Source organism: Pseudomonas sp. SCPG-7, assembly GCF_002156405.1.
Taxonomy (GTDB): domain Bacteria; phylum Pseudomonadota; class Gammaproteobacteria; order Pseudomonadales; family Pseudomonadaceae; genus Aquipseudomonas; species Aquipseudomonas parakoreensis.
Genome location: NZ_MVOO01000001.1, coordinates 795,743 through 810,755, shown reverse-complemented (window position 1 = coordinate 810,755; position 15,013 = coordinate 795,743). Strand labels below are relative to the sequence as shown.

Below are 15,013 nucleotides of genomic sequence, written 5' to 3'. Positions count from 1 at the left end.
GGCGTGTCGGAACACAAAGGATCTTTCGATTGAGTAACACAGGGTGGGCCATCCGATGATGCGTCTTTGTGCAACGTTACTGATTTGCCTGCTTGGCAGCCTCGGTTCAGTGCATGCCGCGCCCGGGCGACACCCTGTCTGGAGTGTCGGTTACCACGAGATGACATTCCTCGATCCGCTGGATCTGCAACCGATGCGCGCCATCGCCTTCTATCCCTCCAGCGACCGCGAGCACAGCAGCCTGCTTGAGGGCTACACCGTCGAGGCGGGCGCCGACACCAAGGTCGCGATCGGCCGCTTCCCGATGCTGATGCTGTCCCACGGCAACACTGGCACGCCGCTGGCGCTGCATGACCTTGCCACCTCGCTGGCACGCAAGGGCTTTGTGGTGGTCGCGGTGATTCATCCCGGCGACAACTCCAAAGACCACAGCCGCCTCGGTACCCTGAGCAATCTGTATGGGCGGCCAATCCAGATTTCCGAAGCGATCACCGCCACCCTCGGCGACCCGATGCTCTCGCCGTTCGTCAACGCCGATCAGGTTGGGGTGATCGGCTATTCGGCCGGTGGCGAAACCGCGTTGATTCTCTCTGGCGCGCAGCCGGATCTGGATCGCCTGCGCCGGTACTGTCAGGAGCGCCCGGACGACCGTGACGCCTGCAACACTCAGGGCGAACTGATCGTCGATCGTGATGACTTGCAACCGGTGGCCGATCCGCGCGTGCATGCGCTGTTGCTGATGGCGCCGCTGAGCCTCAAATTTGGTCGTCACACCCTCGCGGACGTGCATGTGCCAGTGCTGCTGTACAGCGGCGATGGCGACAAACTGGTGGCCTTCGACAAAAACGCCGCGGCGCTGGCCCGCAAACTGCCGACCGCGCCGGACTTCAAATTGCTGGCCGGGGCAGGGCACTTCGTGTTCATGGCGCCGTGCAACGAAGAGCAGATCCGCGCCATGCCGGCGCTGTGCACCGACGCTGACGGCGTGGATCGCGAAGACATCCACCGCAACCTGATTTCCGAAGCCGGACAGTTTTTCTCGCGCACGCTGGGCAGGCCGAGCCGGGCGGGGATGCAGACCGCGGATCAATAAAGTTCAAAGATCAAAGATCGTCCGATCGCGGCCCGAGCCTTCGGACGATCTTTTGATTTCGTTTTTCAGCTCACCGCCCCGCGCTTGAGCAACAAGGTCAACCCCAACCCGAGCACCGACAACAGCGCCGCACTGAAGAAAATCCACGCATATCCCAGGTTCAACGCCACCGCGCCCATCAACGGCCCGGCAATCGCCAGTGCCAGATCAAAGAACACCGCATAAGCCCCCAGCCCCGAGCCACGGCTGGAACTGGGCACCTGCTTGATCGCCTCGACCCCCAGCGCCGGATACACCAGCGACAGGCCAAACCCGGCCAGCCCCGCGCCGATCAAGGCGAACGCGGTCGACGGTGCCAGCCACAGCAGCACCAGGCCGACGGTTTCGATGCTCATGCAGGCGATGGCCGAATTGAACCCGCCAAAACGGCTGATCGCCGAAATGAAGAGCAACCGCGACAGGATGAAGCACACGCCGAATACCGTCAGGCAATACGCGGCGCCGCTCCAGCCACGGTTGAGGTAATAAAGGGTGATGAAGGTGGTCAGCGTGCCGTAACCGATCGACGCCAGACTCAAACTGGCCCCATACGGTGCGATGCGCCCGAATACCGCCCAAAAAGGCAGCCGTTCGCCGCGCACCACCGGTACCGAGGGTTTATTACGGATGATCACCAGAGCGGCCGCCGCCAGTACCGAAAGGGCAATGCCCAGGCTGGTAAAGCCGTAGTCGGCAACCATCACCACGCCCAGCGGCGCGCCAATCGCAATCGCGCCGTAGGAGGCAATGCCGTTCCAGCCGATCGACCTTGCCGTGTGCTCCACGCCGACCTGGCCCATGCACCAGCTGATGGTGCCGACGCCGATCAAACCCTGTGCAACGCCGAGCAGCAGCCGACCGATGATCAGGATAATCAGGCTCGGCACCGGGAAATCCTGCAGCAGCGTCGAAATCAGCGTCAGCAGCCCGCTGAGCACAATCCCCGACAAGCCATACACAATCGCCCGTTTGGTGCCCAGCGTGTCCGACATGCGCCCGGCCATCGGTCGACTGAGCAAAGTCGCCAGATATTGCGAGCCGATGACCAGTCCGGCAACGATCGCGCTGAATCCCAGTTGCTCGTGAACATAGCCGGGTAACACTGCAATCGGCAGGCCGATGCACAGGAAAGCGACAAAGGTATAGAAAACGATGGAGACGATCTGCAGGGTGATCGCCAGGGAGCTTTGCAAAGGCTGTTGCTGCGCAGGCATGTGGACTCGTTCGCGGGCGGCGGTGGGAGAGTCGGCATCATGGCTGGGTGCTGAAATAAAAGGAAGCAGGCTAACTAATTTACTAGAAGTCGGTGGTGCTTTTGAGGGCCTGCTCGCGAAGGGCTTCGCAGCACAAAATCACGATCCCTTGAAATGCAAAAAGCCCTGTCACACCGACAGGGCTCTCGCTTGAAGCTTGGAGCGGGAAGCTCGCCGCTATCTTTAGAACACCACACCCTGACTACGCAGGTAGTCATCATAAGTGCCGCTGAAGTCAGTCACGCCGTTCGGGCTCAGCTCGATGATGCGCGTGGCCAGAGACGATACGAACTCACGGTCGTGGCTGACGAAGATCAGCGTACCCGGGTAGTTTTCCAGCGCCAGGTTCAGCGCCTCGATCGATTCCATGTCGAGGTGGTTGGTCGGTTCGTCCATCACCAGCACGTTCGGCTTTTGCAGGATCAATTTGCCGAACAGCATACGACCTTGCTCACCGCCGGAGATGACCTTGACCGACTTGAGAATCTCGTCGTTGGAGAACAGCATGCGACCCAGGGTGCCACGAATCACCTGCTCGCCCTGCGTCCACTGACCCATCCAGTCGAACAGGCTGACATCGTCTTCGAAGTCGTGGGCGTGATCCTGAGCGTAGTAGCCCAGCTCCGCGCTCTCGGTCCATTTCACAGAACCGGCGTCGGGCGTCAGCTCGCCCATCAGGGTGCGCAACAGTGTGGTCTTGCCGATACCGTTCGGGCCGATGATCGCCACGCGCTCGCCGGCTTCAACGGTGAAGCTGAAGTTCTTGAACAAAGTTTTGCCGTCGAAGCCCTTGGACATCTGCTCGATGGTCACGGCCTGGCGGTGCAGCTTTTTAGTCTGTTCGAAACGGATGAACGGGCTGACACGGCTCGATGGCTTGACCTCGGCCAGCTGGATCTTGTCGATCTGCTTGGCGCGGGAAGTGGCCTGTTTGGCTTTCGAGGCGTTGGCCGAGAAGCGGCTGACGAACGTCTGCAGTTCGGCAATCTGGGCTTTCTTCTTGGCGTTGTCCGACAGCAGTTGCTCGCGGGACTGGGTCGCGGCCGTCATGTACTCGTCATAGTTGCCCGGGAACAGACGCAGTTCGCCGTAGTCCAGGTCAGCCATGTGGGTGCACACGCTGTTAAGGAAGTGACGGTCGTGGGAAATGATGATCATGGTGCTGTTACGCACGGTGAGAATCGATTCCAGCCAGCGAATGGTGTTGATGTCCAGGTGGTTGGTCGGTTCGTCGAGCAACAGCACTTCCGGATCGGAGAACAGTGCCTGAGCCAGCAAGACCCGCAGCTTCCAGCCTGGCGCCACTTCAGACATCGGGCCGAAATGCTGTTCCAGTGGAATACCCAGACCCAGCAGCAGTTCACCGGCACGGGATTCGGCGGTGTAGCCGTCCATCTCGGCGAACTCGGTTTCCAGCTCGGCCACGGCCATACCGTCTTCTTCGCTCATTTCCGGCAGCGAGTAGATACGATCGCGTTCGGCCTTGACCTTCCACAACTCTTCGTGACCCATGATCACGGTGTCGATCACGGTGAATTCTTCGTAGGCAAACTGATCCTGACGCAATTTACCCAGGCGAACGTTCGGCTCGAGCATGACCTGACCGCCGGACGGCTCGAGATCGCCACCGAGGATTTTCATGAAGGTCGACTTGCCGCAACCGTTGGCGCCGATCAGACCGTAGCGGTTGCCGCCGTTGAATTTGACCGAAACGTTTTCGAAGAGCGGCTTGGCGCCGAACTGCATCGTGATGTTAGCTGTGGAGATCAATTGCTTTACCTATCAATGGGTTGCGAGCCGCACATTTGGCGCTTGGGCCATTTCTGGGGCATTTTGGAGCGTTTTTTTCCCTACCCGGTCAGTGTTGGCGGTAGCCAGCAGGCGAGGGGTGAGAGCAGCAACTGGACACGGCGTCCAGGCTGTTGGGCATTAAAGGCGGGATTCATGCCAGACATTGCGCGCATTGTCGCATAAGTCATGCGGCAGTTGTATGGCGGAGGCTGACGAACCGGCAGACTGCCTGCATCGGGGAGCGTGAAATGCGCGTTCACGCCGTGGTCTATCGAATTCACGAGTGTCGATGCGGGCTCCCAACAATCATGGGAAGAACTAAAACGCCTGATGTCGTCTACATTTCATCGAGGAGTTTCCGATGAGAGGACGGCCATGTTTAAAAAACGCTTACTGGTTGCGTCTGTTACTTGTCTGGCCTTGGCGGTGAGTTCTGTAACGGCATTGGCCGATCCCGGAAATGGCAATGGCAACGGCAAAGGGAACGGCAAGGGCGGCCCGCAGAACAGCCAGGGACATGGCAATCAAGGGGGCAAAAACAAAGGATCCAGTTCGGGCAACTGGGATCATGCACCTGTGGTCGATCGAAGCGGTGTGCTGACCGTGCTCAACGGCTACAGAGACTACTGGAGCCCTGGTCCGGCGTTGCCTCCCGGTATTCAAAAGAATCTGGCGCGCGGCAAACCGCTGCCGCCGGGCATCGCCAAAAAACTGGATGGACGTCTGGCGGGGCGACTGCCTCATTACGACGGATATGAGTGGCAGCAGGCGGGCACCGACTTGATTCTGGTGGCCATTGCGAGCGGGCTTATCTACGAAGTGCTGAATGGCGCTTTCGATTAGTCTGATGGCAGGTCAATGAACCTGATTTTTTGAATCTGTTCACCTAAGGTAAAAGCAATACATTCTCACCCACCTTATATATAAGGCGATTGGCTTCCGCTGATCGCTTGTGGGTGAACCAGATCTAAATGAATGCATCTCAGATGGCAGTAAAACCAACCCCTGTGGATGCCGTCATGCGTTTTAAAAAGAAAAATCTGGTTGCCGTCATGTCCTGCGTAATGATGTTTGCTGCTGCGCCGTTACTGCCTGCTCAACTGTCCATCATGGCCTCTGCCCACGCCAAAGATGGTGGGGGTGGTGGTGGTGGTGGTGGTGGTGGTGGTGGTGGTGGTGGTGGTGGTGGCGCCGGTGGCGCTGGCGGTGGAGGCAGTCACGGCGGCGGTGCCGGCAGCGCTGGCCGTAGCGGCGACAGTGCCGGGCACTCAGGCAGCGTCTCCAGCAATGGCCGCGCTGAAGGCCAGGAAACGGATCATGACGGCAGGGCCGTACGGGATCATGGCGTCAGTGGCCAACATATTGGACGCGACCACAATACCGACCGCGGGCACGGCCTGGCGACTTCAGGTGTAGCGCATTCCAAGGACACCAAGGGGTTGTCGAAAGCCACGGCGGTCTCCGCCACGACGCCAGGCGATCACAATACCAAGGGATTGAGCAAGGCGAGCCTTTCCACCGATAAATAAGCCCTTACTCGCAACCCGCCAGGTGTCATGCTCGGTTGAGCTCCAACCTGGCGGGTTTCGCTTCATCCTTTCAAACTCATTTCTCATTGCCCGCGGACCATTTTCAAGTCAGGTGCGGATTACATCTGGCTTGGTACGCAGCGGCTGAAACGTACACGTCAAAGCTCAGCGCAAACGCTGCGGCGCTTCCCGGAATAACCGCTGTTTTGCTCTGCGTCAGCACTCATGCGCCTGCACGAGCGTACTGTCGCGTCTGCCGTTTGGCAGATTCAGCCGACAGTTTTTCACAGATCAGGTTCACCATTGGTTACAAAGTATGGCTAAAATGCCATCCGATTACCCAATAGCCGCTCACGGCATGGGCTCAAGGAAGTGCCACCGGGACAGTATTTGTATTCATGCCACTGCATCAGACCCTGGGCCTTTGGCCGGCAGGCGCGCAGTTTGTTCACTTTTGACGTGTGACGATTTCCGTGAAACTCATCATTGCCGCTATTTATGTCATTTCCATTGCATACGTTCACCTTCGTGGTCGTGTGCGTCACAAACTGGGCCGTCAGTTGAGCGACCACTCGACGTTTCTGGCGCCGATCAACTGCTTTCTGTACCTGTTTTCAAAGAAACCAAACAAGCCCTATCTCGATCCGTCCGAGTTTCCGGACCTGAGCCCGTTGCAGGCGCATTGGGAAGAAATTCGCCAGGAAGGGCAAGACCTGCTGCGTGCCGGTGAGATCAAACGCTCGAATCAGTACGACGATGTGGGTTTCAACTCGTTCTTCAAAAGTGGCTGGAAGCGTTTCTACCTCAAGTGGTACGGCGAGAGTCATCCGTCGGCGATGAAACTGTGCCCGCGCACCACAGAACTGGTGCAGAGCATCGGTTCGATCAAGGCCGCGATGTTTGCCGAACTGCCACCGGGTTCGAAACTGGTTCGTCACCGTGACCCGTATGCGGGCTCCTATCGCTACCACTTGGGCCTGGATACGCCGAACGACGCGGGTTGCTACATCAACGTCGACGGTGATAGCTACCACTGGCGCGACGGTGAAGCGGTGATGTTCGATGAGACTTACATCCATTACGCCGAAAATACCACCGACAAAAACCGCATCATCCTGTTCTGCGACATCGAGCGTCCGATGAAATATCGCTGGGCGGCAGCGTTCAATAGATGGTTCAGTCGCACCGTGATGTCGGCGGCAGGCGCGCCTAACGATGCGGGCGACCGTACCGGCGGGATCAACCGTCTGTTTACCAAGATCTACAAAGTGCGACTGCGTGGCAAAGAGCTGAAAAAGCGCAATCGCGCACGTTACTACATGGAAAAATGGGCGATCTTTGGCGGTTTGCTGGCGATCTTCATTCTGATCTGACTGTTGTGTCGCGCCTGTTTGTCATTACCGAAGACTGGTTTCCACAGGGGAATGCATTTCGAACCGTGGGAGCCAGCCTGCTGGCGATGACTGTCTCAAAAGCAACCTGTCAGTTACCTGACAGGTGTTGAATATTCATTCCCCAGAGGCTTTTTTGGTTTTCCTTGCCGGCGTGGACTTCGTGGGTTTCTCCGATTTAGCCTTGGACTTGGCCGGCGCTTTCCCACCCAGACTGCGTTTAAGCAGCTCGGTCAAGTCGATCACATCCGCAGACTTGCGCTCCTCTTCGCCACCCACGGTTTCGACATCCTCGATCTTGCCTTCGTGGGCCTTTTTCTCGACCAAGGCCATGATCTTGTCCTCAAACTCGTCCTTGTAGTCCTCCGGGTTCCAGTCGCCGCTCATGTCCTGCACCAGACGTTTAGCCATGTCCAGTTCGCCTTTGGCCAGTTGCGGCTTGGTCACCTCGCTGCCCAGTTCCAGCTCATCAAGGCCGCGCACCTCCTGCGGCCAGCGCAGTTTGACCAGCACCAATGCCGATTCCAGTGGCATCAGTGCCGCCAGATATTGGCGAGTGTGCAGGACGACGCGGGCAAGTGCGACCTTGTTGGTTTTGCTCAATGTTTCGCGCAGCAGGGCGTAGACCTTGCCGCCGCGTTTGTCTGGGGCCAGGTAATAAGGCGTGTCGATGTTCTGCAGTGGAATCTTCTCGGCATCGACGAAGGAGAAAATGTCGATGGTCTGCGTGGACACCGGGTGCGCCGAGCGGATTTCTTCCTCGCTGAGCACCACATAGCGGCCCTTCTCATAGGCCACACCTTTGACGATGTGCTCTTTGGTGACTTCCTTGCCGGTGACTTTGTTTACCCGTTTATAACCCACCGGATCCATGCTGCGGCTGTCGAGCCAGTCAAAGTCGACGCCGTGCGAAGACGTTGCCGACACCAGCGCAACGGGGATATGCACCAGTCCGAAACTGATTGCGCCTTTCCAGATTGCCCGAGCCATGGTGAGTCCTCCGCGAATGATGTTCAGGTGACCTGCAGCCGGCGGCGAAAGTTTCCAGCGTTTGCCGGAGACAGCAGTGCTGTCGGTCAAGCCGTGTTACATCTTGTTTAAGGGCGATGGGTTAACAAATCCGAACCCGGGGCGTAGCGTGGACTCGAAGGCTCTATCACTTGTGCATCGAGAGGCCATCCCATGAACCGAATATTGCCCGGCATGATCGTTCTGCTCCTTGGGGCAGGTCTTGCACATGCCGAGGTCACGGCACCGTCCGCGCCGCTGTTGCTGGCACAAAGTCCCACCGGCAACAGCAACAATCCCTACAACAGCCCGATTCGCCGCGCCAATCCCAACAGCATGCAGGGCACGCAGCCCAGTGCGCCGGTGATTCGCGGACCGAATACAGTGCCGGTGCCCAGTACGCCCACCGTTGGCAATGGCGGCATCGGCAATGGTCAGCAGCAACGCTCGGTACCGAGTACACCACCCAGATTCATTCCCAACCCACCGCCGCGTGATGGAGACAGCAACCGTTGAACATCAGGCCTGAGCGCCTGTCAGCCTTCGAAACGAACAAAAGGAATCGTGCATGTTGCGTAAAACCCTTCTAGCCACGCTGTGCGCCGGCGCGTTGATCAGCGTGCCAGCCTTCGCCGCGCCCCCCAAAGAGCTGCAGAGCGAGCAGGGCGCCCTTGAAGTCACCACGATTACTCAAGGCCTGGAGCATCCGTGGGCGCTGGCGTTTCTGCCCGATCGTCAGGGCATGCTGGTGACCGAGCGTCCGGGTAACCTGCGGGTGATTACCGCTGATGGCAAGCGTTCCGAGCCCGTCAGCGGCGTGCCCAAGGTCTGGGCCAAAGGCCAGGGCGGTTTGCTCGACGTGGTGCTGTCGCCGGACTTCAAACAGGATCGATTGGTCTACCTGTCCTACGCCGAGGGCGGGGGCGCCGGGGATAAGGCCGGGACGGCGGTGGGGCGAGGCCGGCTGTCGGACGATTTGAAGACGATTAGCGATTTCAAGGTGATTTTCCGTCAGGAGCCGAAGCTCTCGACCGGTAACCATTTCGGTTCACGTCTGGTGTTTGACCGCGATGGCTATCTGTTCATCACCCTCGGCGAAAACAATGATCGGCCGACCGCGCAGGATCTCGACAAACTGCAGGGCAAGGTCGTGCGGATTTTCCCCGACGGCAAGGTGCCGGATGACAACCCGTTCGTGGGCCAGTCCGGCGTACGTCCGGAAATCTGGTCCTACGGCCACCGCAACCCGCAGGGCGCGGCGCTCAATCCGTGGAACGGTACTCTCTGGGAGAACGAACACGGTCCCCGTGGCGGCGATGAGGTGAACATCATCGAGCGTGGGAAAAACTACGGCTGGCCGCTGGCGACCCACGGCGTCAACTATTCCCTGCAACCAATACCCGAAGCCAAGGGCAAAAGTGTCGAAGGTGCGGTTGACCCGCACCATGTCTGGGAGAAATCACCGGGTGTTTCCGGCATGGCGTTCTATGACGCTGATCGCTTCAAGCCGTGGCAGCAAAATTTGTTCATCGGCGCGCTGGTCAGTCAGGAGCTGATCCGCTTGCAGTTCGATGGGGACAAGGTGGTGCACGAGGAGCGGCTATTGGGCGAACTTAAACAGCGGATTCGTGATGTGCGGCAGGGGCCGGATGGCTATCTGTACGTGCTGACGGATGAGCAGGACGGTGCGCTGTACAAGGTCGGCCTGAAATAACTTCACTTCTAATTTTCACTGATGTCCTGTGGCGAGGGAGCTTGCTCCCGCTGGGTTGCGCAGCAGCCCTAAGCTCTTATGAGCACTACGAACTAATGCGGGAGCAAGCTCCCTCGCCAAAAAAAAACCTCTAGGGCCTGACGATAGTTGGCGTAGCGCGGGCATACAAAACCACCGCCGCGCGCAATTTCCCACGCCCAAACCGACTCATCTTCTCAAACTCGCCATGGCTGACCGGCACATGCTGGCAGTCCATCGGTTGACGATGCTGGCTGTGGTCGACATCCGGATCGTGCAGATACACAAAGTCTTTATCGCAATCGGTGACCACCACCCAATGCGGGGACTTGGAACGGGTCAGGCGATAGCTGCTGATCAGCACCAGAGGCTGTCCGCCAGCCTGCAGCAGGCGCGGTAAATCCAGATGGTTGCCAATTTTGCGCTCGATATCGGTCTCGTGCATTTGTGCGCTGAACTCCTCATGCACCAGGCGCATGACGTCTTTTTTATGCTCATCGCGCACGCCATCGAGAAACAATGGCCCGGCCATGCTGAGCTGCAAACGCACTTGGAAACCTCGACGCCAAGCGGCCAGTGCCAAGCCCTGAGGACTGCAGCCACCATGGCCGGACGTCATGAACACCGTGGTCGCCTCACGCCAGATCTGCAATTCTTCACGTCGCTCCAGTGAGCGCGCCGACTGCAACGCGCCCATGGCCATCAATAGACAGGCCGGGCCACAAGTGAAATCGGTGGTTTGCAGGTAATAGGGCACCTTGATATTGCGCGAATCACGGTGCTGAACAATGCGCTTTTCCAGGCGCAGCGCATCGGCGTGGTCCTCGTAGTAATCGTGAATCAACGCAAAGCGCCGATAGCCGTTGCGCTCGTAAAGCGCGATGGCGCTGGGGTTGTCGATGCGCACCTCAAGACGCAGGTACGCGCAGTCATGCTCCACGGCGCAGGCCTCGATACGTTGCAGCAGTTGTTTTCCCAGCCCAGTACCGCGAGCTTCGCCGGCAATGGCGATGGAATACAGGCGCGCCAGTGATGTGCCGCGATGAAACAGCACCAGGGCGTAGCCGAGCAATCGACCGTCAAGTTCGGCGACCAGCAGTTGCGCATGGGCGCGGGTGATCATCCATTGAAAGCTGCGACTGGTGAGCCGGTCGCTGGTGAAACATTGCATTTCCAGAGCCAGCAGCGCTGGCAAATCTTCAACTACCGCCAAACGAAAAACAGCACTCATATGACCACCGTAAAAGTTGCGTAACGAAACGGGACTTTCGAAAAACTTCGTGCTTAATAGAAATGGTCTTGTTCTCCAACGGATCAATCTCTATGTCAGCGGTACAGGGTCATTGGCGCGAAGTATCCGAGCAAAGTTTGCCGGCGGCAACTTTTTTAAATTCAGCCATCAGAACTTCCAGTCAAGTGTTGATCATCGTCGAACGCAAGGAAGATTGGGCCTCGTACTTCCCCAGCGAGGACATCGTCACCGCTCAGGAATACCTCGAGCAAACCCGTGACAACGAGCCGGGCAAGCGCGTGCAGGTGATCAATCTGTGCCGCAGCTACAAGTATCTGGGGCACGGTTACTACTGCTCGCTGCTGGCAGAAGCCCGCGGCCACAAGGTGATTCCATCGGTGCGCACCATCAGCGAACTGACGAAAAAATCGCTTTACGGTCTGGCACTGGACGATCTCGATAAAACTCTGGAAAAAGCCCTCACTCATCATCTGTACAGCGATACCGAAGGTTTCACCCTGACGCTTTACTTCGGAAAAACGCATATCGAGCCACTACAGGATCTGGCTCGACAATTGTTTGAAGTGTTTCCGTGCCCGATTCTGTTAGTTGAGTTTCGGCGAACTAACGGTTGGCACATCGAAGGCATTAAGTCCGGTGCCCTGCATAAGTTGCGCGACGATCAGGAAGATCAGTTCGCCAATGCGCTGGACGGTTTCAGCCGTAAAGTCTGGCGAGCACCACGCTCGCCGCAAGTGGCGCGTTACGACCTGGCGATCCTGCACGATCCGCAGGAGGCCTTGCCGCCATCCAACGCCAAGGCACTGGAGAATTTCGTCCGGGTCGGCAAGCGTATGGGCATCGACGTCGAGCTGATCGAGCGCAAGGACTATGCGCGGATCGCTGAGTACGACGGCTTGTTGATTCGCGAGACCACCAGCGTCGACAACCATACCTACCGCTTTGCCAAGAAGGCTGAAAGCGAAGGCCTGGTGGTGATGGACGACCCGACGTCGATCCTGCGCTGCACCAACAAGGTCTACCTGACCGACCTGCTCAACAGCCATCAATTGGGCATGCCCGCCACGGAAATTCTCTACAAGGAGCGACCGGAAGATTTCGAACGGGTCGGTGAACGCCTCGGTTTTCCGCTGGTGTTGAAGATCCCCGACGGCTGTTTTTCTCGCGGAGTGATCAAAGTCGAAAGTCAGCAGGCGCTGCTGGAGGCCACCGCCGAACTGTTCGAACACTCGGTGTTGCTGTTGGCTCAGGAGTTTTTCTACACCGAGTACGACTGGCGGATCGGCGTGCTCAACCGCAAGCCGATCTTCGCCTGCCAATACTTCATGTCCAAGGGCCACTGGCAAATCTACAACCACAAAGCCAAGGGCCAGGACGTCAACGGCGAGTGCCGTACCCTGGCCGTGCACGAGGCGCCGCGAGCGGTGGTGGAACTGGCGGTGAAGACCGCCAACCTGATTGGCGATGGCCTCTACGGCGTGGACTTGAAACAGGCCGGCGACAAAGTGGTGGTGATCGAGGTCAACGACAACCCGAACCTCGACGCCGGCATCGAGGATGCCTATTTGCAGGACGATCTGTATTCACTGGTGCTGGAGGAGTTTGTGCGACGATTGGAGCTCAAACGTCGCGGCCAGGCCTGGTGAAGCGCCGATGATCAGCAGTTTCGCACTGACTCATGGCGCGCTGCAGCGGGTCGAGCGGCTGGACGCCGAAGTGATGCTGTTCAGCAACCCGGATGCGGCCGAGCGCGATTTGCTCCACAGCCACTACAAGGTCGACGAACACGCGTTGGCCTCGGCGCTGGACCCGGACGAAGTCTCGCGAATCGAGTTTCACCCTGATCATTTGTTTCTGATCTGGAAGCGCCCGGAAAACTATTCCGGCGGTGGCAGCCTGGCGTTTGAAGTGTCGTCCTGCGGCCTGCTGTTTGCGCCCGGTCAATTGCTGGTGATCGCCACCGACGACACGCCGCTGCACGGCATCGGCACGCGCCAGCCGCTCAATGCGCCGCTGGATGTGTTGCTCGATCTGCTGTTCAACAACATCCACCATTACCTCGGCCATCTGAAGGTGATCAAACTGGTCGCCCGCGAGCTGCAACAGAAGTTCAACGCCTCGATGCAGAACCAGCATCTGGTGCAGATGTTCAACCTCAGCGAAAGCCTGATCTATTACATCAATGCCTTGCACAGCAACGGCGCGGTGTTGACGCGTCTGCGCAATCATGCGGAAAAACAGCATTTCGGCAGCGAGGCGATCGGACTGATCGACGACCTGATCATCGAAAACAACCAGTGTTACAAGCAAGCGGAGATCTACTCCACGGTGTTCTCCGGGTTGATCGATGCGCGCGGCAACTTGATGAACAACAGCATGAACAATCTGCTGCGCAAACTGACGTTGATCAACGTGGTGTTTCTGCCGTTGAACCTGATTGCGAGCATTGGCGGGATGTCGGAATTCAGCATGATGACGGCGGGCACGCCGTGGTGGATTTCCTACCCGGTGTTTCTGCTGGTGATGTTGTTGGGGGCCGGGGGGATGTTGTTTGGGTTGCGGCGGTTGGCCAAGTGATCCGTGGTGACTTGGTCGACGCCAGCCTATAACGCCAGTGTCAAATAAGCCATTGACTCGCCGCTCGCCGCCGGGCTAACTTCAGGCCCATGACTTCCACCGTATTGCGCTGCCAGCCAAGCATTATTACCGCCATTCCTCATTTGGCGGGCTAGCTCACGACTGCAGCACCCAACCCGCCCTAGAGGCGGGTTTTCATTTTCTGTCTCCTGGGTTTTACCAACGAAGGCTCCCTGTAGGAGCTGCCGAAGGCTGCGGTCTTTTGATCTTGCTTTGGATTTGAGAAAAACAAAGTCAAAAGATCGCAGCCTTCGGCAGGTCCTGCACAGAGCGCCCGGAGATGACGATGAAATACAGCCCTGACCAGCAAACCCTGCTTGAACAGTACGTGAAAAAGATCCTCGCCGCGCCGGTCTACGACATCGCCGTGCGTACGCCGTTGCAAGCGGCGCCAGCGCTGTCCGAGGCGTTGGGCAATCGGGTTCTGCTCAAGCGCGAGGACCTGCAGCCAACGTTCTCCTTCAAGATCCGTGGCGCCTACAACAAACTGGTGCAATTGAGCGATGCGCAGAAAGCACGCGGGGTGATCACCGCTTCGGCGGGCAACCATGCGCAGGGCGTGGCGCTGGCGGCGCGTGAACTGGGGGTCGCGGCGACCATCGTCATGCCCTCGACCACGCCCGAACTCAAGGTGCTTGGGGTGCGAAGTCGGGGTGCCGAGGCGCTGCTGCACGGCGAGAGTTTTCCGTTTGCCCTGGCCCATGCGCTGCAACTGGCCGAGCAGACCGGGTGCACCTTCGTCTCGCCGTTTGACGACCCGGAGGTGATCGCCGGCCAGGGCACGGTGGCCATGGAAATCCTCCGTCAGCATCAGGGACCGCTGGATGCGATCTTCGTCCCGGTGGGCGGTGGCGGCCTGATCGCCGGCATCGCGGCGTACGTCAAATACCTGCGGCCAGAGGTACGGATCATCGGTGTCGAATCGGAGCACTCGGCCTGCCTTAAGGCGGCGCTGCACGCGGATGCGCGGGTGGTGCTGCCCAGTGTCGGTACGTTCGCCGATGGTGTGGCCGTGGCGCAGATCGGCGCTTATGGATTTGAGGTGTGCCGGTTTTGCGTGGACGAGGTGGTCACCGTCAGCAATGACGAGCTGTGCGCGGCGATCAAGAATATCTACGACGATACCCGCTCGATCACCGAGCCTTCCGGGGCATTGGCGGTGGCCGGCATCAAGCAATACGTGGCGCGCAGCGGTGTTCGCGAGCAGACCTTCGTCGCGGTCGACTCCGGCGCCAACATCAACTTCGACAGCCTGCGCCACGTCGCCGAGCGCGCCGCGATGTGCGGC

At 58.6% G+C, this 15,013-nt stretch carries 12 protein-coding genes and 1 pseudogene; 9 read left to right on the top strand and 4 right to left on the bottom strand.

The genetic code is table 11. The features are described 5' to 3' along the window. Positions 1-55 precede the first annotated feature (55 nt). A complete protein-coding gene (locus B1722_RS03645) occupies positions 56-1,093 on the top strand; it encodes a dienelactone hydrolase (RefSeq protein WP_041064406.1) in 1,038 nt (345 codons plus the stop codon). 65 nt (positions 1,094-1,158) lie between these two features. Here B1722_RS03645 and B1722_RS03640 read toward each other — a convergent pair whose 3' ends face one another. Both B1722_RS03640 and B1722_RS03635 read right to left on the bottom strand, forming a co-directional pair. Next, positions 1,159-2,346 carry an MFS transporter gene (locus B1722_RS03640; protein ID WP_086791394.1) on the bottom strand — a complete coding sequence of 396 codons (1,188 nt, stop codon included), beginning with the start codon at positions 2,344-2,346 and terminating at the stop codon, positions 1,159-1,161. Between the two features lie 222 nt (positions 2,347-2,568). Beyond that, a complete protein-coding gene (locus B1722_RS03635) occupies positions 2,569-4,155 on the bottom strand; it encodes an ABC-F family ATPase (protein WP_041064399.1) in 1,587 nt (528 codons plus the stop codon). 396 nt (positions 4,156-4,551) lie between these two features. Here B1722_RS03635 and B1722_RS03630 point away from each other — a divergent pair, with 396 nt between their 5' ends. The 3 genes from B1722_RS03630 to lpxO all read left to right on the top strand — a co-directional run bounded on the left by B1722_RS03630 (position 4,552) and on the right by lpxO (position 7,078). Further along, the gene (locus tag B1722_RS03630) at positions 4,552-5,019 is read left to right on the top strand and encodes an anti-virulence regulator CigR family protein (protein WP_041064396.1); all 468 of its coding nucleotides are present in this window, start codon (positions 4,552-4,554) and stop codon (positions 5,017-5,019) included. A gap of 176 nt (positions 5,020-5,195) precedes the next feature. Further along, a complete protein-coding gene (locus tag B1722_RS29720; RefSeq protein ID WP_256578836.1) occupies positions 5,196-5,705 on the top strand; it encodes a hypothetical protein in 510 nt (169 codons plus the stop codon). Positions 5,706-6,178: 473 nt separating this feature from the next. Continuing rightward, complete coding sequence (lpxO, locus tag B1722_RS03620; protein WP_041064672.1) at positions 6,179-7,078, top strand: lipid A hydroxylase LpxO; 900 nt, start codon at positions 6,179-6,181, stop codon at positions 7,076-7,078. 135 nt (positions 7,079-7,213) lie between these two features. On the opposite strand, the gene B1722_RS03615 is transcribed toward lpxO, so the two are convergent. Beyond that, positions 7,214-8,086, bottom strand: a complete 873-nt coding sequence (locus B1722_RS03615) for a Ku protein (RefSeq protein ID WP_086791543.1) — start codon at positions 8,084-8,086, stop codon at positions 7,214-7,216. Positions 8,087-8,278: 192 nt separating this feature from the next. On the opposite strand from B1722_RS03615, the gene B1722_RS03610 reads away from it, so the two are divergent. Together B1722_RS03610 and B1722_RS03605 are read left to right on the top strand one after the other, a co-directional pair. Continuing rightward, complete coding sequence (locus tag B1722_RS03610; RefSeq protein WP_086791392.1) at positions 8,279-8,620, top strand: hypothetical protein; 342 nt, start codon at positions 8,279-8,281, stop codon at positions 8,618-8,620. Between the two features lie 52 nt (positions 8,621-8,672). After that, positions 8,673-9,818 carry a PQQ-dependent sugar dehydrogenase gene (locus tag B1722_RS03605; protein ID WP_086791390.1) on the top strand — a complete coding sequence of 382 codons (1,146 nt, stop codon included), beginning with the start codon at positions 8,673-8,675 and terminating at the stop codon, positions 9,816-9,818. A 130-nt stretch (positions 9,819-9,948) separates the two neighbouring features. On the opposite strand, the gene B1722_RS03600 is transcribed toward B1722_RS03605, so the two are convergent. Beyond that, on the bottom strand, positions 9,949-11,067 hold the full coding sequence (locus tag B1722_RS03600) for a peptidase C39 family protein (RefSeq protein WP_041064387.1): 1,119 nt from the start codon (positions 11,065-11,067) through the stop codon (positions 9,949-9,951). Positions 11,068-11,159: 92 nt separating this feature from the next. Here B1722_RS03600 and B1722_RS03595 point away from each other — a divergent pair, with 92 nt between their 5' ends. From B1722_RS03595 to ilvA, 3 genes and pseudogenes are all read left to right on the top strand, one after another. Further along, the gene (locus tag B1722_RS03595; RefSeq protein ID WP_041064384.1) at positions 11,160-12,734 is read left to right on the top strand and encodes a RimK family protein; all 1,575 of its coding nucleotides are present in this window, start codon (positions 11,160-11,162) and stop codon (positions 12,732-12,734) included. A 7-nt stretch (positions 12,735-12,741) separates the two neighbouring features. Beyond that, the gene (locus B1722_RS03590) at positions 12,742-13,665 is read left to right on the top strand and encodes a magnesium transporter CorA family protein (protein WP_041064381.1); all 924 of its coding nucleotides are present in this window, start codon (positions 12,742-12,744) and stop codon (positions 13,663-13,665) included. 340 nt (positions 13,666-14,005) lie between these two features. Then, positions 14,006-15,007 (top strand): annotated as a pseudogene (gene ilvA, locus B1722_RS03585) (threonine ammonia-lyase, biosynthetic); the annotation flags it as partial. Between the last annotated feature and the right edge of the window lie 6 nt (positions 15,008-15,013).

Bases quoted from the DNA above. Each gene is read 5' to 3' on its own strand.
- B1722_RS03630 (WP_041064396.1), top strand. From the start codon at position 4,552: ATGTTTAAAAAACGCTTACTGGTTGCGTCTGTTACTTGTCTGGCCTTG.
- B1722_RS03595 (WP_041064384.1), top strand. From the start codon at position 11,160: ATGTCAGCGGTACAGGGTCATTGGCGCGAAGTATCCGAGCAAAGTTTG.
- B1722_RS03610 (WP_086791392.1), top strand. From the start codon at position 8,279: ATGAACCGAATATTGCCCGGCATGATCGTTCTGCTCCTTGGGGCAGGT.
- B1722_RS03640 (WP_086791394.1), bottom strand. From the start codon at position 2,346: ATGCCTGCGCAGCAACAGCCTTTGCAAAGCTCCCTGGCGATCACCCTG.
- B1722_RS03615 (WP_086791543.1), bottom strand. From the start codon at position 8,086: ATGGCTCGGGCAATCTGGAAAGGCGCAATCAGTTTCGGACTGGTGCAT.
- B1722_RS03600 (WP_041064387.1), bottom strand. From the start codon at position 11,067: ATGAGTGCTGTTTTTCGTTTGGCGGTAGTTGAAGATTTGCCAGCGCTG.
- B1722_RS03645 (WP_041064406.1), top strand. From the start codon at position 56: ATGATGCGTCTTTGTGCAACGTTACTGATTTGCCTGCTTGGCAGCCTC.
- B1722_RS03590 (WP_041064381.1), top strand. From the start codon at position 12,742: ATGATCAGCAGTTTCGCACTGACTCATGGCGCGCTGCAGCGGGTCGAG.
- B1722_RS29720 (WP_256578836.1), top strand. From the start codon at position 5,196: ATGCGTTTTAAAAAGAAAAATCTGGTTGCCGTCATGTCCTGCGTAATG.
- B1722_RS03605 (WP_086791390.1), top strand. From the start codon at position 8,673: ATGTTGCGTAAAACCCTTCTAGCCACGCTGTGCGCCGGCGCGTTGATC.